At 66.1% G+C, this 21,914-nt stretch carries 21 protein-coding genes; 9 read left to right on the top strand and 12 right to left on the bottom strand.

What is annotated here, in order from left to right; all coding sequences use genetic code 11:
* Positions 1 to 51: 51 nt before the first annotated feature.
* The 5 genes from ACP5M5_RS12185 to gpmI all read right to left on the bottom strand — a co-directional run bounded on the left by ACP5M5_RS12185 (position 52) and on the right by gpmI (position 5,924).
* Positions 52 to 561: an RNA pyrophosphohydrolase gene (locus ACP5M5_RS12185; RefSeq protein ID WP_427937752.1), complete on the bottom strand. Its 510-nt coding sequence runs from the start codon at positions 559 to 561 to the stop codon at positions 52 to 54.
* Positions 551 to 1,630, bottom strand: a complete 1,080-nt coding sequence (locus ACP5M5_RS12180; protein WP_427937750.1) for a divergent polysaccharide deacetylase family protein — start codon at positions 1,628 to 1,630, stop codon at positions 551 to 553. Before ACP5M5_RS12180 ends, ACP5M5_RS12185 begins: the two co-directional genes overlap by 11 nt.
* A gap of 20 nt (positions 1,631 to 1,650) precedes the next feature.
* Complete coding sequence (locus ACP5M5_RS12175; RefSeq protein WP_427937749.1) at positions 1,651 to 3,033, bottom strand: S41 family peptidase; 1,383 nt, start codon at positions 3,031 to 3,033, stop codon at positions 1,651 to 1,653.
* A gap of 105 nt (positions 3,034 to 3,138) precedes the next feature.
* Positions 3,139 to 4,392: a murein hydrolase activator EnvC family protein gene (locus ACP5M5_RS12170; RefSeq protein ID WP_427937748.1), complete on the bottom strand. Its 1,254-nt coding sequence runs from the start codon at positions 4,390 to 4,392 to the stop codon at positions 3,139 to 3,141.
* A gap of 5 nt (positions 4,393 to 4,397) precedes the next feature.
* Positions 4,398 to 5,924, bottom strand: coding sequence for a 2,3-bisphosphoglycerate-independent phosphoglycerate mutase (gene gpmI / locus ACP5M5_RS12165; protein ID WP_427937746.1), 1,527 nt, complete (start codon positions 5,922 to 5,924; stop codon positions 4,398 to 4,400).
* A gap of 123 nt (positions 5,925 to 6,047) precedes the next feature.
* Between gpmI and ACP5M5_RS12160 the strand changes: the two genes are divergently transcribed.
* The 5 genes from ACP5M5_RS12160 to ACP5M5_RS12140 all read left to right on the top strand — a co-directional run bounded on the left by ACP5M5_RS12160 (position 6,048) and on the right by ACP5M5_RS12140 (position 9,712).
* Positions 6,048 to 6,386, top strand: coding sequence for an NIPSNAP family protein (locus ACP5M5_RS12160; RefSeq protein WP_427937744.1), 339 nt, complete (start codon positions 6,048 to 6,050; stop codon positions 6,384 to 6,386).
* A 104-nt stretch (positions 6,387 to 6,490) separates the two neighbouring features.
* Entirely contained in the window at positions 6,491 to 7,528 is a 1,038-nt protein-coding gene (gene recA / locus ACP5M5_RS12155; protein ID WP_427937742.1) for a recombinase RecA, read from the top strand.
* Positions 7,529 to 7,692: 164 nt separating this feature from the next.
* Positions 7,693 to 8,253: a NifU family protein gene (locus ACP5M5_RS12150; protein ID WP_427937739.1), complete on the top strand. Its 561-nt coding sequence runs from the start codon at positions 7,693 to 7,695 to the stop codon at positions 8,251 to 8,253.
* A gap of 170 nt (positions 8,254 to 8,423) precedes the next feature.
* Complete coding sequence (locus ACP5M5_RS12145; protein ID WP_427937736.1) at positions 8,424 to 9,008, top strand: malonic semialdehyde reductase; 585 nt, start codon at positions 8,424 to 8,426, stop codon at positions 9,006 to 9,008.
* Between the two features lie 11 nt (positions 9,009 to 9,019).
* Complete coding sequence (locus ACP5M5_RS12140) at positions 9,020 to 9,712, top strand: SDR family NAD(P)-dependent oxidoreductase (protein WP_427937734.1); 693 nt, start codon at positions 9,020 to 9,022, stop codon at positions 9,710 to 9,712.
* Between the two features lie 11 nt (positions 9,713 to 9,723).
* Here the strand turns inward: ACP5M5_RS12140 and ACP5M5_RS12135 are convergent, their stop codons facing one another.
* Positions 9,724 to 10,032: a hypothetical protein gene (locus ACP5M5_RS12135; protein WP_427937733.1), complete on the bottom strand. Its 309-nt coding sequence runs from the start codon at positions 10,030 to 10,032 to the stop codon at positions 9,724 to 9,726.
* Between the two features lie 61 nt (positions 10,033 to 10,093).
* The gene (locus ACP5M5_RS12130) at positions 10,094 to 10,585 is read right to left on the bottom strand and encodes a hypothetical protein (protein ID WP_427937731.1); all 492 of its coding nucleotides are present in this window, start codon (positions 10,583 to 10,585) and stop codon (positions 10,094 to 10,096) included.
* Positions 10,586 to 10,876: 291 nt separating this feature from the next.
* On the opposite strand from ACP5M5_RS12130, the gene ACP5M5_RS12125 reads away from it, so the two are divergent.
* Together ACP5M5_RS12125 and ACP5M5_RS12120 are read left to right on the top strand one after the other, a co-directional pair.
* Entirely contained in the window at positions 10,877 to 11,347 is a 471-nt protein-coding gene (locus ACP5M5_RS12125; RefSeq protein ID WP_427937729.1) for a Tat pathway signal protein, read from the top strand.
* A gap of 48 nt (positions 11,348 to 11,395) precedes the next feature.
* Positions 11,396 to 12,214, top strand: a complete 819-nt coding sequence (locus tag ACP5M5_RS12120) for a sterol desaturase family protein (protein ID WP_427937727.1) — start codon at positions 11,396 to 11,398, stop codon at positions 12,212 to 12,214.
* A gap of 72 nt (positions 12,215 to 12,286) precedes the next feature.
* Here ACP5M5_RS12120 and polA read toward each other — a convergent pair whose 3' ends face one another.
* Positions 12,287 to 15,034, bottom strand: a complete 2,748-nt coding sequence (polA, locus tag ACP5M5_RS12115) for a DNA polymerase I (RefSeq protein ID WP_427937724.1) — start codon at positions 15,032 to 15,034, stop codon at positions 12,287 to 12,289.
* A gap of 19 nt (positions 15,035 to 15,053) precedes the next feature.
* Entirely contained in the window at positions 15,054 to 15,284 is a 231-nt protein-coding gene (locus tag ACP5M5_RS12110; RefSeq protein WP_427937721.1) for a zinc-finger domain-containing protein, read from the bottom strand.
* 150 nt (positions 15,285 to 15,434) lie between these two features.
* Here ACP5M5_RS12110 and ACP5M5_RS12105 point away from each other — a divergent pair, with 150 nt between their 5' ends.
* Both ACP5M5_RS12105 and ACP5M5_RS12100 read left to right on the top strand, forming a co-directional pair.
* Entirely contained in the window at positions 15,435 to 16,097 is a 663-nt protein-coding gene (locus ACP5M5_RS12105; protein ID WP_427937719.1) for a DNA-3-methyladenine glycosylase family protein, read from the top strand.
* 31 nt (positions 16,098 to 16,128) lie between these two features.
* On the top strand, positions 16,129 to 16,923 hold the full coding sequence (locus ACP5M5_RS12100; protein WP_427937718.1) for an enoyl-CoA hydratase/isomerase family protein: 795 nt from the start codon (positions 16,129 to 16,131) through the stop codon (positions 16,921 to 16,923).
* A 34-nt stretch (positions 16,924 to 16,957) separates the two neighbouring features.
* On the opposite strand, the gene argB is transcribed toward ACP5M5_RS12100, so the two are convergent.
* From argB to ACP5M5_RS12085, 3 genes are all read right to left on the bottom strand, one after another.
* The gene (gene argB / locus ACP5M5_RS12095; protein WP_427937716.1) at positions 16,958 to 17,860 is read right to left on the bottom strand and encodes an acetylglutamate kinase; all 903 of its coding nucleotides are present in this window, start codon (positions 17,858 to 17,860) and stop codon (positions 16,958 to 16,960) included.
* An 82-nt stretch (positions 17,861 to 17,942) separates the two neighbouring features.
* On the bottom strand, positions 17,943 to 19,970 hold the full coding sequence (locus ACP5M5_RS12090) for an alpha/beta hydrolase domain-containing protein (protein WP_427937713.1): 2,028 nt from the start codon (positions 19,968 to 19,970) through the stop codon (positions 17,943 to 17,945).
* Positions 19,971 to 20,086: 116 nt separating this feature from the next.
* Positions 20,087 to 21,914, bottom strand: a 1,828-nt coding sequence (locus ACP5M5_RS12085; protein ID WP_427937711.1) for an efflux RND transporter permease subunit, incomplete at its 5' end; no start/stop codon positions are given.

Below are 21,914 nucleotides of genomic sequence, written 5' to 3'. Positions count from 1 at the left end.
TACATGATCGGTGAGGCCGCGTGATAGAAGTCGTTTCATGGAAACGCTGTACTAGTGGCCATCCCGCCGGGTGGCGTGGCGCGCGAAGGCTTGGCTCAATGTCGTGTAAATCTCTCGCTTGAACGGCACCGCGAGAGCGGGCAGTTCGGCAAGCGAGGCCCAGCGCCAAGCGTCGAATTCCGCCGGGAGATGGGCATCGAGGCGGATCTCCTCATCCGCGCCGAGGAAACGAAGCGCGAACCAGCGCTGTCTCTGCCCGCGATAACGCCCGCCGAGCGCCCGGCCGATCAGCTCGGGCGGCAGATCATAGGTTAGCCATTCCGGGTATTCATCGATGATTTCGGCATGGGCGGTGCCGATTTCCTCCGCAAGTTCGCGCAGCACGGCATCGCGCGGCGATTCCTCGGCATCGATCCCGCCTTGCGGCATTTGCCAGGCCTGCGCGAGATGGAGCGGCTGGCGGGCATCGGCGCGGCGCGCGACCAGCACCTGCCCGACCTGGTTGAACAGCATCGCGCCGACATTCGGCCGATAGGGCATCTGCCCAGAGTCACTCGCCATGGGTCACCATCTCCGATTTTCCGGTCGTCGCGGGCGGCATGACAATCAGCGCACTTGCCGGCACCAGGGCAAGACCGTGGCTGGCGAGGGTGCCAGCCCAGGCGGCGATGCGGGCGACCGTCACCGGGCGCGGCAGATCGGCGAGACCGAGCGCGCTGCCATGGGCGAGCGCCCGCTCGGCGAGCTGGTCGAGGGCGGCGCTGATCGCCGCTTCGCTCGGCGGCGCATCGACGACGAGATCGATCGCGCGGCCAGGAATCTCGCTCGGTGGCGGCGCGCCCGGGCGCGGATCGATATAAAACAAGCCACGCTGCGCGAGATCGCGTTGCAACAGGGTGAAATTGACGGTCTGGGCGGCGAAGCGTTCGCCGTGCAACCCGTCCAACGCCCCGATCGTCCCCGCATAGCCGGTGATGCGCGAGAGCACCCATTCCAGCCGCCGCGCATTCTCCGCTGCCGGCGCGCCGGTGAGCAGGGTTTCGGGGCCAGCATCATTGAGGGGATAATTCTGCGGCTCGAGCGGCAGCGAGAGCAGAATCTCATGCCCTCGCGCCCGCGCAGCCGCGAGCAGCGGCGCGGGATCGGCGGCATAGGGCGAGAATGCCAGCGTCACCGCAGCCGGTAGATCGTCGATCGCGGCACGGCTTTCCGCCAGCGAGAGGCCGATACCGCCAAGCACGAGACCAAGGCGCGGGCGGCGATCCTTGGGATCGCTGCCGCCGGCGTAAAGCGTGCGCGGCGCGACACCGCCCGGCCCGATGCGGGGAAGAACGGCGCCGGGATAATCCGGCGCGGGTTCAGTGAGGGCGGCATCGGGGGGGGCGATCGCAACGCCAGGCCCGTTTTCGCGCGCACGCGTCGCGCCAGCCGGGTTGTCGCCCGCCGGCGCCGCGCCCGCGCTGGCGGGCACTGCGGCACCACCGGCGACGGGCGCGGGCGCGGACGGCGCGCCGAGAAGGGCGAGGACGATGACCGCAACGCTCACCGCGCCGAGCACCACCGCCCAGAAAACGACGAGGGCCAAAGCCGGCCAGGATAGCCGCGCCGGCATTCGCTCGCTCGCCGCCATCCCCGCCAGCCGGCGTCTCGTCAGTTAGCGGAAGCGCGGTTGCTCGCCGCCATGGCGTTGACCAGTTTCAACGCCTGCTGGAGCTGAAAGTCGGTGCTCGTCTTGGTGGGATCGAAGGCGGGCCAGTTCGCCGGCGGGCGGGACGGGATCTCCTTCGCGATCGCCGGCAAATCATTGCGCGCCGGCGGCGGCTGCTCTGTCCCGCCGCTATTGGTGATGGTGTGGTTGAGATCGGCCTCGCGTTCGGGCAGCAGCGCTGTATTGGTCTCGCGGCTTTCATGCACCTCGACATCGGGGGTGATCCCGAGCCCCTGGATCGAGCGGCCGGAGGGGGTGTAATAGCGCGCCGTGGTGAGGCGGATGGCGCCGTTATTGCCGGGCAGCGGGATGACCGTCTGCACCGAGCCCTTGCCGAAGCTGCGGGTGCCGAGCAGCACCGCGCGGCGATCGTCCTGCAAAGCGCCGGAGACGATTTCGCTCGCCGAGGCCGAACCGTTATTGATCAGCACGACCAGCGGCAAGCCGCCGGTGAGATCGCCGCCGGATTTGGCATCCCAGCGCTGGCTGTCATCGGGGTGGCGGGCGCGGGTGGAGACGATCTCGCCATGATTGAGAAAATCATTCGACACCGCGACCGCCTGATCGAGCAGCCCGCCGGGATTGTTGCGGAGATCGAGGATATAGCCCTTGATATGGCCGTTCGCCTGCGCCTGCAATTTCTGCACCGCTTGGCGGATGCCGCTGTCGCTCTGCTCGGTGAATTGCGAGAGGCGGATATAGCCGATATCGCCTTCGAGCGACGAACGCACCACCTGGATATGGATGATTTCGCGCTTCATCGAGACCTCGATCGGCTTCTCGACGCCCTCGCGCTTGATCGTCAGCGTGATCTTGCTGTTCGGCGTGCCGCGCATCTTGTCGACGGCGTCGTTCAAGCTGAGACCCTGGACGCTTTTGCCGTCGAGCGCGAGGATGAGATCGCCGGCCTTGATGCCGGCGCGCGCCGCGGGCGTATCGTCGATCGGGCTGATCACTTTGATGAAGCCATTATCCTGCGTCACCTCGAGGCCGAGACCGCCGAACTCGCCACGGGTCTGCACCTGCATGTCCTGGAACGCCTTGGCGTTCATGTAGCTGCTATGCGGATCAAGCCCGGTGAGCATGCCGTTGATCGAATTCTCGATCAGTTCGCGATCGCCCACCGGCTCGACGTAATCGGCGCGAACGCGCTCAAAAACGTCGCCGAACAGGCTGAGCAGGCGGTAGGTATCGGCGCTGTCGGCGGTATTGTCGGCAAAAGCGGTGGCGATGCCGAGTTGGTGCGAAAGCCGCGCCAATTCCGGCGAAACCGTGATGCCGGCCAGAAACGCGGCGCCGAGCAACAAACCGTTGCGTAGCTTCATCCTCATGATCCTCTTGCGCCTATGCGCTTGTCGCGAATGGCCCCGGCGAGGTATGACCCCGGCGAGGCAGGCCAACACCCTGCCCAATAATTCCGCCCCCTGCAACTACCCTCCGCGTGAGCCGTGATCGACGCGAAGCCAGGGCACGGGATCGATCGCTGCGCCGTGATGGCGCAGCTCGACATACAGCAAATGCGGCGATCCGTCATCCTGCGCCATTTCTCCGACCGGATCGCCCGCGCGCAGAGCCTGTCCCACATCCAGGGTCGGGCGCTGCATCCCGGCGAGGACGAAATCATACCCCTCGCCGCAATCGACGATCACGATCACGCCATAACTGCGAAACGGCCCCGCGAACACCGCCCGCCCGCTGCAGGGTGAGACGACGCGCGCGGCGGGCGGCGGCTGAAAGGAGATGCCTTGCGCGGGGCCCGCTTCGCCCGGCGCGCCGAAATGGCCAATGAGGGCGCCGGCGACCGGCGCGATGAGGGCGCGGCGCGGCGCCCCGAGGCCTGGGCCGCTTGGCGCGGCGAGCAGGGCCGCCCGCTCGTGCGCGGCGCGCGTGGCTGCGGCATCGGCATGGCGGCGGGCGAGCGCCTCGGCGGCGTCGCGGGCATGTTTGCGGGCGGCGTCACGGTCGGCGGCGAGGCGGGCGAGAGCGGCGCGGAGATCGGCGGCGTGGGCGGCATCGGCGGCGGCTTCGCGGGCGGCGGTGCTGGCAGCATCGGTTTGGGCGCGCGCGGTCGCCGCGGCTGCGCTGATCTGCTGGTCAAGCGACGCGGCCAGCGCCGTCTGCGTCGCGATATCGGCTTGCAGCTTGTCCCGTGCCGCCGCGATCTCGGCGCTGAGGGCGGCGATGGTCGCGGTTTCGCGCTGGAGAGACGCGGTCTCGGCGGCGATCTCGCGGGCAAGCCCCTGCGCCACCAGAACGCCGCTGATGGCGGTCTCGGGCGGCGCCGGTGCCGCGAGCAGGGTTTCGCTGGGATAAAGCGAGAGCCGAACCGCGAGCGGCAGCAGGCGCTGCAATGCCGCCGCCGTCGCCTGCCGCGCGGCTTCCGCTGCGGCGGCACGGGCCTTAAGGGCGGCGAGGCGCTGCATCGCTTCAGCGCTCTCTTCCTCGGCCTGGCGCTCGCGAGCCAGCGCAGCCGTGCGCGCGTCTTCGAGCCGTGCCGCTTGCGCCGCCGCCGCCGCGGCGCGGGCCGCCGCTGCTGCTGCTGCCGCGCGATGTTCGCTCTCGTTGCGCTGGGTGTCGCGGAGATCGGCGGCGGCGCCACTTTCCGGCGCCCCCGCCTCTTGCGCCGCAAGTGCGAACGGCCACAGGCACGTCAGCAGAACCGCGGCACCCCGCCATGGCGGCATCGAAGTCAGCCGAAAAGCGGCTTTCCGGTCATCTCGCACGGCTGAGCGAGGCCGAGCAGAACGAGGAGGCTCGGCGCAAGGTCGGCGAGACGGCCATCGTGCAGCGCGCGAGGAAGGGCTTCGGGATGCGCACCGAACAGGATCACCGGCACCGGGTTGGTGGTGTGTGCGGTATAGGGCGCGCCGGTTTCGGGATCGCGCATCACCTCGCAATTGCCGTGATCGGCGGTGACGATCATCGCCCCGCCGGCCTGCTCGATCGCCGCCATGATCGCGCCGAGGCCGCGATCGACGGCCTCGACGGCGCTGATCGCCGCCTCGAGAGAGCCGGTATGGCCGACCATGTCGGGATTGGCGAAATTGAGCACGATCAGATCGTATTGTCCTGAGGCGATGGCAGCGACGGCTTTTTCGGTCACTTCCGGGGCCGACATTGCCGGCTGGAGATCGTAGGTCGCGACCTTCGGCGAGGGCACCAGAATGCGATCCTCACCGGGGAACGGGGTTTCCTCGCCACCATTGAAGAAATAGGTGACGTGGGCGTATTTCTCGGTCTCGGCGATGCGCAATTGCCGGCGCCCGGCCTCGGCGACCACGCCGCCGAGGAGATTGTCCATCGAAAGCGGTGGAAACAGTGCCGCGAAATCGGCGGCGAGGCTGGTGCTATATTGCGTCATGCCGGCGCGGGCGGCGAAGGCGATCCGGCGCGGGCGGGAAAAGCCGGAAAAATCGTCTTCCGCCAAGGCACTGAGGATCTCGCGCACGCGGTCGGCGCGGAAATTGAAGCACAGCAGCCCGTCGCCATCCTTCATGCCGCGATAGCCGCCGATCACCGCCGGGACGATGAATTCGTCAGTGATTTGCTCGGCGTAAGCGGCATCGACCACCGAGGCGGCATCGGCGAAAGCCGGCCCTTCGGCTTCGGCGATGGCGAGATAGGCTTTGCGTACCCGCTCCCAGCGCTGATCGCGGTCCATGGCGTAATAGCGGCCGGAGACGGTGGCGATTTTCGCGCTCGCCGGCAGGTTTGCCCGAAATTCGGCGAGGATGGCGGCGGCGGATTGCGGCGGCATGTCGCGGCCATCGGTGATCGCGTGGACCATGACCGGAATATCGGCGCCGGCGAGCAGGCGGGCGAGGGCGAGGGCATGGCGGTCATGCGCATGGACCCCGCCGGGCGAGACCAGGCCGAGCAGATGGCAGGCGCCGCCCGAGCGGCGAAGCCTGGCGATGAAATCGCCGAGCGCCGGGTTGGCGGCGAGCGCCCCCTCGCGGATCGCCGCGTCGATGCGCGGCAATTCCTGCATCACGATGCGCCCCGCGCCGATATTGAGATGACCGACCTCGGAATTGCCCATCTGTCCGGCGGGAAGCCCGACATCCTCGCCCGAGGCGCTGAGCAGGGCGTGCGGAAAATTTGCCCACAAGCGATCGAAATGCGGCGTCTGTGCGAGACGGACGGCATTGTCGGCGCTTTCTTCGCGCCAGCCCCACCCATCGAGAATGACCAGCATCACCGGTCGTGGCGGCATCACGTTACGCTCCTGTTCCCCGCGCGGATCGCCGGCGGCGGGCCCCTGCCCTCTGCGGCGGCGCTGCGCTATCATCGGCATCCCGCGCTCGAGGCGGGTATACCATTTACGGAGGAATTCGCCATGCTCGTCGATCACCGCACCTACACCGTGCGCCCCGGCACGCTCGCCAAGCAGATCGCGCTCTATGAACAATTCGGCCGCGCGGCCCAGCAGCGCCATCTCGGCAAGCCGCTCGCCTGGCTGGTGACTGAGAGCGGTGAGTTGAACACCTATGTCCATATCTGGGTCTACGCCGATGCCGCCGATCGCGCGAAGAAGCGCGCGGCGATGCAGGCCGATCCGGAGTGGATCACATTCCTCGCGAAATCGACGGAGATGGGCTATCTCATCAAGCAGGAGACCAAATTGATGACCCCCGCCGCCTTCGCGCCGCTCGCCCTGCCCGCCGTGCCGGGCTGAGGCGCGGGCCGCGTCGCGCTCTTGCGGATGGGCGCGGATCTGGTTAAAAATCGCGCCTGATGAAGGATTTAAGTGATATTTCTCAACGCGGAGCGGCGGCACACATGGATAAAACCAAGGCGCTGGATGCAGCGCTGACACAGATCGAGCGGGCGTTTGGCAAGGGCGCGGTGATGCGTCTCGGGTCAAAAGGGGGTGACGAGCAGATCGAGGTCATTCCCTCCGGCTCGCTCGGGCTCGATCTCGCGCTCGGCATCGGCGGCTTGCCGCGCGGGCGTATCGTCGAGATTTACGGCCCAGAAAGCTCCGGCAAGACCACGCTCGCGCTCCATGTCATCGCCGAGGCGCAGAAGCGTGGCGGCACCTGCGCCTTCATCGACGCCGAGCACGCGCTCGACCCGACCTATGCCCGCAAGCTCGGCGTCGATGTCGATAATCTCCTGATCAGCCAGCCCGATAGCGGCGAACAGGCGCTCGAGATCGCCGATACCCTGGTGCGTTCGGGCGTCGTCGATATCATCGCCATCGACAGCGTCGCCGCTTTGGTGCCGCGCGCCGAACTCGAGGGCGAGATGGGCGATTCGCATGTCGGCCTGCATGCCCGCCTGATGAGCCAGGCGCTACGCAAGCTCACCGGCAGCGTCTCGCGCGGCAAGACGATGCTGATCTTCCTCAATCAGATCCGCCTCAAGATCGGCGTCATGTTCGGCAATCCGGAGACCACCACCGGCGGCAACGCGCTGAAATTCTACGCCTCGATCCGCATGGAAATCCGCCGCATCGGCCAGATCAAGGACCGCGAGACGGTGGTTGGCAACCAGACGCGGGTGAAGGTGGTCAAGAACAAGCTCGCGCCGCCGTTCCGCCAAGTCGAGTTCGATATCATGTATGGCGAAGGCATCAGCAAGGTCGGCGAACTCATTGATCTCGGCGTCAAGGCCAATGTCGTCGAGAAATCCGGCGCCTGGTTCAGCTATGACAGCCAGCGCATCGGCCAGGGGCGCGAGAACGCCAAGCAGTTTCTGCGCGACCATCCGAACCTCGCGACCGCGATCGAGCAAAAGGTGCGCGAGCAATCGGGCGTGGTCGCCAACGCCATGCTCGCGACCGCCGGCGAGGATGAGGCCGAGCTGCCCGACTGATCCCGCCCGCTTTCTCGTCCCCCTGCTTTCTTGTTCCCCTGCTTTCGCGTATGGGGTCTTGCCTTTTGCGCGACGCTGACCGATCTACTGCCTAGCCAACTGGACCCGCTCGGTCCGGTTTGTCTGGCGGACGTATCAGCAGATAGCATGTAGGCGGTCAGCAAATGTTCATCGAAACCGAAAGCACGCCGAATCCGGCGACCTTGAAATTTCTTCCCGGCCGGGTGGTGATGGCCCAGGGCACCGCGGATTTCGCTGCCGCCGAAGCCGCGCAACGCAGCCCGTTGGCGGCGGCGTTGTTCGATCTCCCCGGCGTCGCCCGGGTCTTTCTCGGCCATGATTTCATTACCGTGACCAAGAGCGAGGCGCTGGACTGGCAGGCGCTCAAGCCGCAGATTCTCGGCGTCATCGTCGAGCATTTCGCCTCCGGGCGGCCGGTGGTGGCCGGCGAGGAGGGGGATGTCTCGGCTGAGGACGTCGCCCCCGAGGACGCCGAAATCGTCTCCCAGATCAAGGAATTGCTCGACACCCGCGTGCGTCCGGCGGTCGCCGGCGACGGCGGCGATATCGTCTTTCGTGGCTATCGTGACGGGATCGTGCGCCTTCACATGCAGGGCGCTTGCAGCGGCTGCCCCTCCTCACGCGCGACCCTCAAGCACGGCGTCGAAAACATGCTCCGCCACTATATTCCCGAAGTCGTCGCGGTCGAGCAGGTCGAAGTTTAGATCAAAGGAAGTGGTTCTTTTTTGAAAAAAGAACCAAAAAACTTTTATCTGTTGGGCAGTGCCACAGGCACTGCCCGTGCCGGGGCATTGGCTGCTCCGAGAAACCGGGACAGACGTCTTTTTGCTTCTTTTCTTCCAGAAAAAGAAGCTCTCTTGGGGGAGTCTAACGTATGAGTCTTGATCCGGCCGCGCTGGCGGCGTTGTTCACCGAAGCGCGCACCCATTTCAAATGGACCGATCAGCCGGTTTCCGATGACACGCTGCGCGAGCTTCACGGCCTTTTGCGTATGGGTCCGACCTCGGCCAATTGCTCGCCGGCGCGGTTTATTTTTCTGCGCGGCGCGGCCGCCAAAGAGCGCCTCAAGCCGACGCTATCGCCGGGCAATGTCGAAAAAACGATGAGCGCGCCGGTGACCGTGATCGTCGCCTACGATCCGCAATTTTACGACCATCTGCCGCGGCTGTTTCCGCATGCCGATGCCCGCGCGTGGTTTGCCAACAACCCGGCGCTCGCTGAGGAAACGGCTTTTCGCAACGGCACGCTGCAAGGAGCCTATTTGATCATGGCGGCGCGGGCGCTGGGGCTCGATTGCGGGCCGATGTCGGGGTTTGACCGCGAAAAGGTCGATCAGGCGTTCCTCGCCGGGCGCGGCTGGCGGAGCAATTTTCTGGTCAATCTCGGCCACGGCGACCCAAGCGTGCTCTTTCCGCGCAGCCCGCGTTTTGAGTTCGACGAAGCCTGCGAGATCCTGTGAGCGGGGCGGGCATGCGGTTTCAGTCCGCGCTGATCGTCGGGGCCGGCGCCGGGCTGAGCGCTTCGCTCGCCCGCCAACTCGCGGCACAGGGGACGCGGGTGGCGCTGGCGGCGCGCAATGCGGAAAAGCTCGCGCCGCTGGCGGCCGAGATCGGCGGCACGGCGCTCGCGTGCGATGCGGCCCGGCCGGACGCGGTTGCGGCGCTGTTCGCCGAGACCGACCGGCTGGGCTTCGCCCCCGATTGCGTGATCTACAATCCTAGCCGGCGCCTGCGCGGCGCCATCGCTGACCTCGACCCCGCCGCAGTTGCCGAGGTGCTGGCGATTTCCGCTTATGGCGGGTTTCTCGTCGGCCAGCAGGCAGCGCGCCGGATGCTGACGCGCGGGGGCGGCGCGATCGGGTTCACCGGCGCCTCTGCCAGCGTCAAAGGCTATGCGCTCTCGGCCCCGTTCGCAATGGGCAAATTCGCTTTGCGTGGCTTGGCGCAAAGCATGGCGCGCGAACTCCACCCGCGAGGCGTCCACGTCGTCCATCTCGTCATCGATGGCGGGATCAGAAGTGAGCACCGACCAACCCCGGCGGAGGCGCCCGACTCGCTGCTCGATCCCGATGCCATCGCGGCGACCTATCTCGCCGCCTTGCAGCAGCCGCGAAGCGCCTGGAGCTTCGAGGTCGAACTCCGCCCCTGGGTAGAGCGGTTTTAAGCGACTCTTAGTCAGTGATGCCCGGCGAAGCCGCCGTGGAAGCCGCCATGACCGCCGAAGCCGTGGCCAAAACTGTGCGCCCAATGACCATCGCCGGCGAAGCCGTGGCCGGCGAAACCATGGCCCCAGCCGCCGCGATCCCAGCCGCCGCGATCCCAACCGCCCCAACCACCCCAGCCACCCCAACCACCGCCCCAGCCACCCCAACCACCACCCCAACCACCCCAGCCGTCACCCCAACCGCCGACGACCGGCACGCCATAGCCGTAGCCGCCGTCACACGCCGCAAGCGTGAGACAGCAAAGCGCCGCGATGACCAACGTGGTGGTTCTGATCGTACTACGGCGTCTTGGGGGTGGCGTTGGGGCCGCGAGCCCGGAGCTACTCGCGGTCGTAGACATCGACGTAGCTTACCGGCTTGCCTCCCGCCACGCTTTTTGCGCCTTCGCAGGTCATCTTCCGCCGGTCCGGCGCGACCGTGCAGGTCATGCTGTCGGTCTCTCCCTGCGGCCCCTTGAAGGTGGCTTGCAGGCGGTCCGGCCCAAGCATCCGAAAGGATGCCGTTGTGTCTTCGCTGATCGGATAGAATTCGCCATTGCCGGGCGTGTCATGGGATTCGAGCGAGGGCCGCCCTTGCGCGTCCTTCACCGTCACCGTCCAGCGCACATGAACGGCATCGACACGCTCGAAATCGAGCGCCATGTCGGTCGGCGCCGGCTCACCCGGCGGGAGTTTCGAGAGCGCCGGATCCCAGCGCCAATGGCCGACGAAAGGGCTGTTCCCATCGGCACGCGCAACACTCGTCGCGAGACACAGCATCCCACACACCGCAAAGCCGAAGCGCCAATCACGCCAATTGTGCCGATCAGTCACGCTTGATCCCTCCTCTTGCGGTCTATCGCGTTCTCTTCGACTCTCCGGGGATGGCACGGATCGTGTGCCGCGTTCGAAGGTGATGGCTTTCGGCCGCCGACGCAAGAGCCGGACTTCACCTTCGGACCGGGTAAATCCTAAAAATTTCATCAATTTGTCATGGTGCTGCGCCGCCTTCCGGGGGTTCCGGCGCGGCGCGAGGCCGGCTGCCCTCTAGGCGTTGTCAGCCGCTTTCGTTATGTTCGCGCCAGCCGCAAGGGCGGCCACGGCTGACGAGCAAGGGAGGGGAAGGTGCTGCGGCGTTTTTTTAATCCGATTTTCCTATACGGGGTCGCCCTGTTCGGCCTGATAGTGCTGGGCGGTGCCGCCGCCGCGCGCGCGGACGCGCCGCTGCCGCTCGAACTCAACAAGCTTGAACCCCTCACCCAGGGGGAAGCCGGCTGCCGGGTCTATTTCGTGGTCACCAACCCCGATGCCGAAACCGTCGGGCAATTGCGCCTCGATCTCATCCTATTCGGCACCGATGGCGTGATCCTGCGCCGGATCGCGCTCGATCTCGGCCCGCTGGCGGCGAAGAAAACCGGGGTGCGGCTGTTCGATTTGCAGGGGCTCGCCTGTGATTCGATCGGGCGGGTGCTGATCAACGACGTTCTCGCCTGCCATGCCGGGGACAAGCCGGGTGGCAACGCCGATCAGGAACGGGCGGCTTGTCTCGATCGCCTGACGCTGAGTTCGCGGACCAAGGTGCCGCTCGCGAAGTAACGACGACCCCCCGCTTGTCCTGGCGTGGGCGCGATCCACATCTCGTCCATGAATGCCGCGCTCGAGCCGATGCTGCGCCTTGGCGTGTTCGCCACCATGTTCGCGGTGATGGCGATATGGGAGGTGTTGGCGCCGCAGCGACGCCCGGTCATCGGGCGGGCGCGGCGCTGGCCGCGCAATCTCGCCCTCGTCGTCCTCGATACCGCGATTTTGCGCGCAGTGTTTCCGACCGCGTCCGTCGGCGTCGCCATGCTGGCGGCATCACGGGGGTGGGGGATTTTTGCCGTGTTGCCGGCGCCACGCTGGGTGGTGTTCGGCGCGAGCCTGGTCCTGCTCGATCTTGCGATCTATGCGCAGCACGTGGTTTTTCATCTCGTCCCGCCGCTCTGGCGCTTGCATCGGGTGCATCACGCCGACCCGGATTTCGATGTCACCACCGGGGTGCGATTTCACCCCGGCGAAATCGTCTTGTCGCTGCTGATCAAATTCGCCGTCATCATCCTGCTTGGTGCGCCGGCCGGGGCGGTCTTCGCGTTCGAGATCATCCTCAACGCAACCTCATTGTTCAACCACGCCAATGTCCGCCTGCCGGCGCGGCTTGATCGCTGGCTGCGGCTGATCCTCGTCACGCCCGACATGCACCGCGTGCATCATTCGGTGATCCGGCGCGAGACCGACAGTAATTTTGGCTTCAATCTGCCCTGGTGGGATCGCCTCTTCGGCACCTATCGCGCCGCGCCCGAAGCCGGGCAAAAGAGGATGCGGATCGGCCTCGATGAATTCGCCGACCCCGCCGAACTCGCGCTCTGGCGCACGCTGTTGCAGCCGTTTCGTGCCGCGAAGGGGAAAAAAACTGTTCTTTTTTGAAAAAAAAGAACCAAAAAACGTTTCCTCGTTGGGCAGGGCCTGCGGCCCTGCCCGCTCCAAGACAGCGGTTTTTCAGTGCGCTGCTTCCGCCCAATTCGCACCGATTCCGGTCGCGACCACCAGCGGCACGCTAAGCTGCGCGGCCTCGCGCATCACTTTACCAACGAGGGCGGCGGTGGCCTCGGCGTGCGCTGCCGGCGCTTCGAGTAGCAATTCGTCATGCACTTGGAGGAGAAGCCGCGCGCCGAGGCCTGACGCAGCGAGAGCGGGCGCAAGCCGCACCATCGCGCGCTTGATGATGTCAGCCGCCCCCCCTTGCAGCGGCGCGTTGATCGCCTGGCGCTCGGCATAGGCGCGCCGCGCCGCGTTGCGGTCGGCAATACCCAGGATGTAGCAGCGCCGGCCGAACGGCGTTTCCACATAGCCCTGCTCGCGAGCGAGGTGCTTCATCCGCTCCATGTAAGCGCGAATCCCGGGATAGCGGGCGAAGTAGGTGTCGATATAGAGCCGCGCCTCGCCGGGGGTGGTGCCGAGCTGACGGGCGAGCCCGAAGGCGCTGATGCCGTAAATGATGCCGAAATTGATCGCCTTGGCGCGCCGCCGCGTTTGCGCGTCCATCCCCGCCATCGGCACCCCGAACACTTCGGAAGCGGTGCGGGCGTGGATATCTTCGCCACGCGCGAAGCTCTCCTTGAGCGAGGGGATGTCCGCGACATGGGCGAGGAGACGGAGTTCGATCTGCGAATAATCGGCACTGACGAAAACATCCCCAGGCGCGGCGATGAAAGCGCGGCGGATGCGCCCGCCCTCTTCGCTGCGCACCGGGATGTTCTGCAGATTGGGATCGGTCGAGGAAAGCCGCCCGGTGCTGGCTACCGCCATGGCAAAGCTGGTATGGACGCGCCCGGTTTCGGGGTTGATCTGGTTGACCAGGGCATCGGCGTAGGTCGATTTCAGCTTCGCTAACTGCCGCCAGGCGAGAATGCGGGCGGGGATTTCGTGGCCCTCCTCGGCGAGGCTTTGCAACACCTGGGCATCGGTGCCCCAGGCGCCGGTTTTCATGCGCTTGCCGCCGGGAAGCCGGAGTTCGTCAAACAACACCTCGCCGAGCTGCTTCGGGCTCGCGAGATTGAAGGGGCGGCCGGCGAGGGCATGGATGTCGCGCTCCATTTCTGCCATGCGCGCCGCGAATTCGACGGAAATGCGTGAGAGTTCAGCAGCGTCGACCAAAACCCCCGCCTTCTCCATCGCCAGTAGCACAGGGATCAGTCGCCGCTCGATCTGCTCATAGAGCGCCAGCGCCTTGTTGGTGCGCAAGCCGGGGCGGAGCCTTTGCCATAGCCGAAGGGTGACATCGGCGTCCTCGGCGGCATAAGCGGTCGCGCGCTCGACCGGCACGGCGGCGAAGGTGAGGCGCGCGCGGCCGGTGCCGGTGACCTCGTCATAGGAGATCGGGCGATGGCCGAGATGGAGCAGCGCCAGCTCATCCATCCCATGGCCATGCGCGCCGGCGGCCTGGGCGTAGGAGATCAGCATGGTGTCGTCGATCGGGGTGATGTCCTCCGCAATACCGGCGCGGCCGAGGACGGCGAGGTCGAATTTGGCGTTATGCAGGATTTTCAAGACCGATCCGTCGGCCAGAAGCGGCGCCAGCGCGACCAGAGCCGCCTCCGGGGTAAGCGCGGTTTCCCCGTCCTCGTGGCGGAGCGGCAGATAGCAGGCGCGGCCCGGGGCGGTCGCGAGCGAGACGCCGATGAGCCGCGCCCGCAGCGCATCCAACCCATCAGTCTCGGTGTCGAGGGCGAGATAGCCCCGCGCCGCGGCCTCGGCGATCCAGCGCGCCAAGGTTTCGCTATCGGTCACGGTCTCGTAGGGGCCGAAGCTGGCCTGGCCGGGCGGATCCGCCGGACTTTGCGCACTGGCGGCGGGCGCGGCCGGGCTAGGCGCATCGAGGCCGAGGCGCTGGCGGAGACTGCGGAAATCCTGCGCAGCAAGCCATGCCGACAGACGCGCGCGATCCGGCTCGGCGAGAGCGAGGGCGGCGAGCGGCCGGGGAAGCGGCGCGTCTTCCCGCAACGTCACCAATTGCCGCGACAAGCGTGCCATTTCGGCGTTCTCGATCAGGGCATCACGGCGCTTCGAGGGCTTCATCGCCGGTGCCGCGGCGAGTACGGCCTCGAGATCGCCGAATTCGCCGAGCAATTGCGCCGAGGTTTTCGGCCCGATGCCGGGAACGCCGGGAACATTGTCAACCGCGTCGCCCATCAGCGCCTGAAGATCGATCAATTTTTCCGGCGGAACTCCGAATTTTTCGCGGACTTCGGCCGGGCCGATCGGTTTTTGCTTGATCGGATCGAGCAGGCTGACGCCAGGACGAATGAGCTGCATCAGATCCTTGTCGGACGAGACGATCACCGTCTCGCCACCCTCCGCCTCGGCGGCGCGGGCATAGGCCGCGATCAGATCATCGGCCTCCCAATCAACCGCGTCGATCGCTGGGACGCCGAAAGCTTCGGTCGCCTCGCGCACCAGCGCGAATTGCGGCACCAGCTCGGGCGGCGGCGGCGGCCGCTGGGCTTTGTACGCGGGATAGAGGCGGCTGCGAAACGTATGTCGCCCGGCATCGAAAATCACCGCGAGATGGGTGCCGGTATGCTCACGTAAAAACCGCGCGAGCATGTTGGCGAAGCCGAACACGGCGTTCACCGGCGTGCCGTCCGGCCGCGTCATCGGCGGCAGCGCGTGAAAAGCACGAAATATGAACCCCGAGCCGTCGATCAGCACCAAGCGCGGCGGTGCGGCCGCGGCAGTCTCGGTCATGGCGCGGGCGGCCGGGCGGTCAATGTCCGTCAGCCGGGCCGACGCCCTCGTTGACGACGAAAAGCCGCGAGCAATAAGGGCACATCACCTCGCGGTCAGGAATGCGAAGATAGACGCGAGGATGCCCAAGCGGACCCTCGCCGCCGTCACAGGCGACCACCCGCTGATCGACATGGATGATCTCGGTGGGGGTGATCGTGGTCGGGGCTGCGGTGGTGGAGTCGGAAGACTGGGTATCGCCGGCGGGCATGGCCGTCCTCTCTGGTCGCGGGATGGCCGGCAGGATAGCGATGTCCGCTGGTTTTTCAACCGAGTGGCCGGCCGCGCGCCGCCGCGCAAAGCGGGGCATGGGGCGAGCGGCAGCCGGCGGCGCTGGCGAGAGAACAGGCAAGGAAAAGAGATGGTGGAAAACCGATATCCCGAACCGCCCCGCGCTGCCCGCGCCGGGCTCCAGGCACTCGCCCGGCGCGACCCCTTGCTTGCCACGATCGAGCCGCGCTGTGGCCCTTTGCCCTGGCGGCGCCGGGCGGGCGGCTTTGCCGGCCTCCTGCAAGCGATTTGCGGCCAGCAGATCAGCAACCAGGCGGCAGCGGCAATCTGGCGCCGGCTGGTCGCACTTCCCGACGCGATCACGCCCGCGGGGCTGCTTGCGCTCGGCGATGAGGATTTGCGCGCGGCGGGATTGTCGCGCCCGAAAATCACCCACGCCCGGGCGCTTGCCGAGGCATTCGCAAGCGGCACGCTGAGTGAGGCCGGTCTTGCCGCGATGGCGGATGAGGCGGCGATCGCGGCGATCGCCGGGGTGCGCGGGCTTGGGCGCTGGAGCGGGGAAATCTATCTGCTGTTTGCGTTGGAGCGCGAGGATGTGTTTCCCGCCGGCGATCTCGCCCTGGCCGCGGCACTGGCCGATCTCAGGGGGCTTGCTTCGCGCCCGCGTGAAGCGGCACTGCGTCGGCTCGCCGAGGCGTGGCGGCCCTGGCGGAGCCTTGCCGCGCGTCTCCTCTGGCATCACTGGCGCTTCGCGACGGGTCGGCCGAGCATGGACGATCTCCCGCTGGCGTGACATTTTGCCGCGATAAAGGAGCAAGATCGCCATGGCCGAACCCCATCAGACAGACACCCACCTCACCGTCACCCGCGAGGATGTGATCGCGATCGTGACCTTCAACCGCCCGGAGCGCCGCAACGCCTTCAATCTCGCGATGTGGCGGCGGCTGAAGGAGATCATGGAGGCGCTTTCGGCGGACGATGCCCTGCGCTGCGTCGTGCTGCGCGGCGCGGGCGGCGCGTTTTCGGCCGGCGCCGACATTTCCGCCTTCGCGACCGAACGCGGCAGCCGTGCCGCGGAGGATCGCTACGCCGACATGCTGCATGAAAGCATGCAGTCGATCCGGCTCTGCCGCCATCCGGTGGTGGCGCAGATAGAGGGCATCTGCCTCGGCGGCGGCGCCGGGATCGCGACGATGTGCGATTTTCGCGTCGGCGGCGAAACTATCCGCTTCGGCATCACCGCGCGCAATCTCGGCATCTGGTATCCCTATGCCGAGATCGACCCAATCATCCAGATGGTCGGCACCGGCGTCGTCGCCGAGATCTTGATCGAGGGGCGAATTTTCAACGGCCATGAGGCCTATGCGAAGGGTCTTCTCTCGCGAGTCGTCGCCGATGCCAAGGTGGCGGAGGAAGCGATGGCGCTGGCGCGACGGATCAGCGAGGGCAGCCCGCTTTCGGCGCGCTTTCATAAGGCGGCGATCCGCAAGCTGCGCGGGCCACTGCCGATCACGCCGGAGGAGGATCGCGCGGTCAATGATTTCGCGCAGACCGAGGATTTCCAAAATGCCGCCCGCGCTTTCCTTGCCAAGCAGAAGCCGCGCTTCGTCGGCCGCTAGGGTCGGGGGGGTATCGTCCTGCCGCGGGCGGCGCTCAGGGCTTGATCAGGGTGCCGACGCCGCCTTCGGTGAAGAGTTCGAGGAGGGCGGCGTGGGGGACGCGGCCATCGAGAATGACGGCACCCTGAACGCCGCCGACAACGGCCGCGGCACAGGTTTCCACTTTCGGGATCATGCCGCCGGTGATCCGCCCATCGGCGATCGCCACCGCAACCTCGGCAACGGTCAATTCCGGGATGGTCCGGCGCTCGGCGTCGAGCACGCCGGGGACGTCGGTCAGCATCAGAAGGCGGGTCGCGCCAAGGGCAGCGGCGATGGCGCCGGCGGCGGTATCGGCGTTGATGTTATAGGTCGCGCCATCGCCGCCGATCCCGACCGGCGCGATCACCGGGATCAGCCCGGCGCCGGTGAGGGCATGTATGACGCGGACATCGATCCGCTCCGGCTCGCCGACGAAGCCGAGATCGAGCGCGCGCTCGATATGGCTTTCGGGGTCACGCTCGGTGCGGGTGAGCTTCTTCGCCCGGATCAGGCCGCCATCCTTGCCCGAAATCCCAACCGCGAGGGCGCCGGCGGCGTTGATCAGGCTCGCGACCTCCTTATTCACGGTCCCGGCGAGCACCATCTCCACCACCTCCACCATCGCCGCATCCGTGACCCGAAGGCCATGGACAAAGGTCGATTGGATGGCAAGGCGCTTTAGCATGGCGTTGATTTGCGGCCCGCCACCATGGACCACGACGGGATTGACCCCGACCTGCTTGAGAAGGGCGATATCGCGGCCGAACTGCTTGGCCAGCGCGTCCTCGCCCATGGCGTGGCCACCATATTTGACGACGATCGTTGCCCCGGCGTAGCGGCGAAGGAAGGGAAGCGCGTGGGCAAGAATGCGCGCCTGCTCCTGCGCAGCACCCATCCGATCGGAAGTTTCGCTCATGCCGGTACCTTGCTGACCTGTTCGCTCTAGGGTTGTTTCATCCGCCGCCGCCTCGCGGTCAAGCGCCGCGTGTGGCCGCTCCTCAACGCAGCACGTCGCTCGCTTCCGCTTCGGCGCGCAGGCGGGCGGCGTCTTCGGGGAGTAGAAACCCCGCCTCGCTCTGGCGCGCGATCGCCGCAGTGACGGCGGCGACATAGCCGGCATGGTCGCGATAACGCTCCTCGAGCGAGGGGCGCGGGTCGCCGTTTGCTTCGCGCTCGGCGCGGGTGCGGGCAAAGGGAAAGAAGCTGCCAACGAGATAGCAGAGATCGCCCTCGGCGAACCCGGCCTTGCGCAGGTTCCAGCCGGTGTAGGTGCCGAGCGGCGCCTGGAGCGCGACCGAGCGCACGCCATCGGTCTCGTTGCCGTCACCATCCACGGCCGGCACCCGCACGTCATAGCGGGCGTTGCTTTTAGCGACCGGCGGCTCGGCAAGGATGCCGGATTCGTGCCTTGGATCAAAGCCCGGCCCGCGCAGCATGACCGGCATGTCGTTGATCAGGGCATTGCCGGCAACGCCCGGAATATGGGGGAAAATCCGTGCCACTTCGCCCGGTTCGAGCAAAGTGTTGTCAGCAACGCGCGGGTAACGGCTCGCCGGCGGCGGCGTGTTTTTCTCGAGAAGCCTGGCAAGATGCAAAAGCAGGGCACGCATCGCCTCAAGATAGGAATTGGGGTTTTGCGCATAGTCACAGGGCCCGGCCCTGAGCCCGAGTACGTGCTGGGTTCCGGCAAAATGATAAAGATGAACCTGCGCCGGGAGCGGCAGATCATGCCCGGCGCCGTCAGTGGTATCGAGGGCGGCGCGGCTGTTCCAATATTCGAGCGAACTCAGCTCCTGAAAAATCTCGGGACACGTGCGGGTTTTTGTGCAGGCGTCGAGAATGCCGGCGCGGCTGCCCGAGAGTGCATCACGGCTTTGTTGCCAGGTGAAGGGAAAATCCTGGGTCGGCGCGAGATGTTCCTCATGCTGCATTGAGGCGGCGCTCGGCTGCGCGAAGCGCTGATTGAGGGCGAGGCGAACGGCGGCGATATGCACCACCATACCGTCGAAAACGCGCCCGCCGCCGGGAGCGGCGTTGAAGCCGAGATCGAGAAAGCTCCGCAGAAAACGCCCGCTTTGTGAGGTGCCATGAGCGATGGTGAAACGGATACGCCCTGCGAGCGGGTTGACGATGCCGTTTTCGTCGGCCGTCTCGCGGCGGAGAAAGGCGACCAAATCGCGGGTCGCGGCAAAACCGAGCCCAAGCACGCGCGGGTCGCGCGCGGTGTAGGTGAAGTCATAGATATGATTGGTGTCGAATCCGCCGCGGCGACAGAGATGGGTCGGGCTTGGCGTGCCAGGAAACGGGGTTTTCGTGCAATCAGCGAGGGCCCAATCCTCGCGCGCAACAAGATGTGGCGGGTCGGCTTGATGCACGCGTTCGGTCAGTACCGCACCGGGCGCGCTGAAATCGGCAGCGGGATAGGCGATACCTTGGCCAAGATCGGTCGCGCCGAGATCAAGAGTCGAGCGCGGGGCAAAGAGTTCGAAATCCTTGCGCACCGGCCCCGTGATGACACCGCCGCCGGGGGCATGCGCAATCGGAGCGGGGAAAGCGAAGGGGGTCTCGGGCGGGAGATCGCCCTGCCAGCCGCTCCAGACCAGCGAAAAGCCCTGGCGTTCGAGGAAGCCATCGCCGATATCGGAAGCACTGCCGCCGCGGTTATAGAGCCCAGGGGCCAAGGGTCGGCCACGATTGACCACGTCATAAAGCAAGATGTGGTTGCCGCGATCGGCGGCGATCGGCATCAGGATCACGAATGGCGTGGCATAGGCGACCTTGCCATCTGGCCCGCGTGGGGCGAGGGCAAGATCCAGGATGCCGGCATTGGCGGGATCGGTCGGATCGAGTTCACCATGGGCGATGCCGGTGATGCGCTCATATTGGCCGCTTGCGCCAAACGCCATGCCGCCGAACGCCGGTGACTCGACCGCGGTCAGTTCAAGCCGTAGCACGCGCGCGTCCGCGGCGAAGGCGACGGCGGCGAAGGCGGCACAGAACACGCCCAAGCGCAGAATGCGATGCATGCGTTCTCTCCTTCAGAGCGGGAAGAGTACGCCTCTGGCACCGACCTGCCAATTCCCCAAGCGAAGATGCCGAGCCCGGCCGTTGCCAGCCAGGCCCCGATCATCGGGAGAGAGGGTTAATGCTGGCCATGTCCAGCCGCTGCCCCGCGCGGCCCTTCCGGGGTTGGCGCGTTGGCATTGTCTTTGCGGTGGAGGATTGCAAAGACGGTGGGGACGAAGAGCAGGGTGGAGACGGTGGCAAACAGCAGGCCGCCGACAACAGCGCGGCCGAGCGGGGCGTTTTGTTCGCCGCCATCGCCAAGCCCGAGCGACATCGGGATCATGCCGATGACCATCGCCGAGGCCGTCATCAAGACCGGGCGCAGCCGCACGAAGCCGGCTTCGAGCGCCGCTTGTGTGGAGTTCATCCCCTCCGCCAACTGCTCGCGGGCAAACGCCACCACCAGAATCGAGTTGGCGGTCGCGACCCCCATGCACATGATCGCGCCCGTCAGCGCTGGCACCGAAAGCGGGGTCCCCGTCATAAACAACATCCAGACGATGCCGGCGATCGCCGCCGGCAGCGCGGTGATGATGATGAAGGGATCGAGCCAGGACTGAAAATTGACGACGAGCAAGAGATAGATCAGCACCACCGAGCCGATCAGGCCGGCAAAGAGCTGGGCATAGGCGGTGTTCATGGTATCCACCTGCCCGCGCACCGCAACCGCGACACCCGGCGGGCGGTATCTCATGTTGGCGGCGATGACGCGGTTGATATCGCCCGACACGCCGCCGAGATCGCGCCCTTGCACGGCGGCGAAGATCTCCTCCATCGGCTGAACATTGTAGTGCGAAACCATGCCCGGCCGGCCGACCACCTTGACCGTGGCCAGCGCGCCGAGAATCTGCGTGTCCCTGCCAGAGGTCTTGAAATTTCCTGGATTCGAGATCGGCATGTTGATCAGATCGTTCATCGTATCGATGCGGTATTGCGGCGTCTGACCGACCAGGAAGTAGGTGATGCCGGTTTTGTAGTCGAGATAAAAATTCGGGCTGACCTGGTAATTGGAATAGAGCGAGGTCAGCATCGAATTGGTGACATCGGCCTCGGTCAGACCAACCATCATCGCGTAGCTGCGATCGACATCGACCTGAAACGTCGGATAATTGAAGGGCTGCGCGAGATGGGTATCGACCAGGCCAGGCACCCGCACCAGGTCGCGATAGAGCCGCAAGGCGAAGCGGTAATCGTCGTCGAGATCGGGGCCGGTGACCTGGATATCGATCGGCGATGGGCGGCCGAAATTGAGGATCTGCGTGTTCATGTCAGCGGGCATGAAATAAAACGTCGTGCCCGGAAAATGCAGCGGCAATTGGCGCCGCAAATAGGCGACATAATCGGCGGTTGGGCCATGATGGTCGCGATCGAGGGTGATCAGAACGTCGGCGTCCTCGGGGCCGAACGAGCCGGTGCTGAGATAGGCGAGCGGGATACCGGCCACCGGGAGATCGATGTTGTCGACGAAGGTCTTGAGCTGGTCTTTCGGGATCACCGTGCGGATATAGTCCTCGACCTCTTGCGCCAGCCGCGCGGTTTCCTCGATGCGCGTTCCGGTCTGGGCACGGATATGCAGATACATCACCCCGGCATCGACGCCGGGGAAAAAAATCTGCCCAAGCCAGGGGCCGAGCGCCACCACCGAGCCAACCGTGAACGCCAGAAACACCCCGACAAAAACACTGCGGATGGCAAGGATGCCCGCGAGCACGCTATGATAGCCATCGCGCATGCGGGTGAAACCGCGCTCGAAGCCTTGCTGGAAGCGCACGAAGGGATTGCGCGATTTCGGGTGCGCATGCGCGTGCTCGCCGCCCTCCTCCTTCCTTTTCAGCTCCTGCTGATGGTGTTCGGCAACGCCGCGCAGCATGAACACCGCCATCGTCGGCACCAGCGTGCGCGAG

The organism is Acidibrevibacterium sp., assembly GCF_049965395.1.
GTDB classification, from domain to species: domain Bacteria; phylum Pseudomonadota; class Alphaproteobacteria; order Acetobacterales; family Acetobacteraceae; genus Acidibrevibacterium; species Acidibrevibacterium fodinaquatile.
The sequence above is the reverse complement of the archived record's forward strand: the minus strand, read 5'-3'. Positions and strand labels throughout refer to the sequence as shown.